Source organism: Roseateles sp. P5_E11 (assembly GCF_054049355.1).
In genome coordinates this window covers 1-532 of the sequence record NZ_JBFUMO010001209.1, presented here as the reverse complement: position 1 = coordinate 532, position 532 = coordinate 1, and the positions used below count along the sequence as shown (strand labels likewise).

1 protein-coding gene is annotated in these 532 nt (G+C 65.3%); it reads left to right on the top strand.

What is annotated here, in order from left to right:
- Positions 1-20: 20 nt before the first annotated feature.
- Positions 21-532 (top strand): LON peptidase substrate-binding domain-containing protein (locus tag ACXJKR_RS34375; protein WP_457326677.1); only part of this gene is annotated, 512 nt, incomplete at its 3' end.

The following is a 532-nucleotide window of genomic DNA, read 5'->3' as shown; positions in this document are numbered from 1 at the left end:
CCTGAGAAAGAGAGGTCTTCATGTCCGGACATCCCATCCTCCCCGCCGACCCCATCACGCTGCCGCTGCTGCCGCTGCGCGATGTCGTCGTCTTCCCGCACATGGTCATCCCGCTGTTCGTGGGCCGGCCCAAGTCCATCAAGGCGCTGGAAGCCGCGATGGAAGCGGGCCGCCAGATCATGCTCGTGGCCCAGAAGGCCGCCGGCAAGGACGAGCCCAAGCCCGAAGACATGTTCGAGGTCGGCTGCGTCTCCAGCATCCTGCAGATGCTCAAGCTGCCCGATGGCACCGTGAAGGTGCTGGTCGAAGGCCTGCAGCGCGCTACGACCCTGTCCATCACCGAGCCGGGTGAGCACTTCGTTGCTGAAGTCACGCCCATTCCGCCCGAGACCGAGCATGCGCCTGAAGTCGAGGCCCTGCGCCGCGCCGTCACTCAGCAGTTCGACCAGTACGTCAAGCTCAACAAGAAGATCCCGCCCGAGATCCTCACGTCCATCGGCGGCMTCGACGATCCGGGTCGCCTGGCCGACAC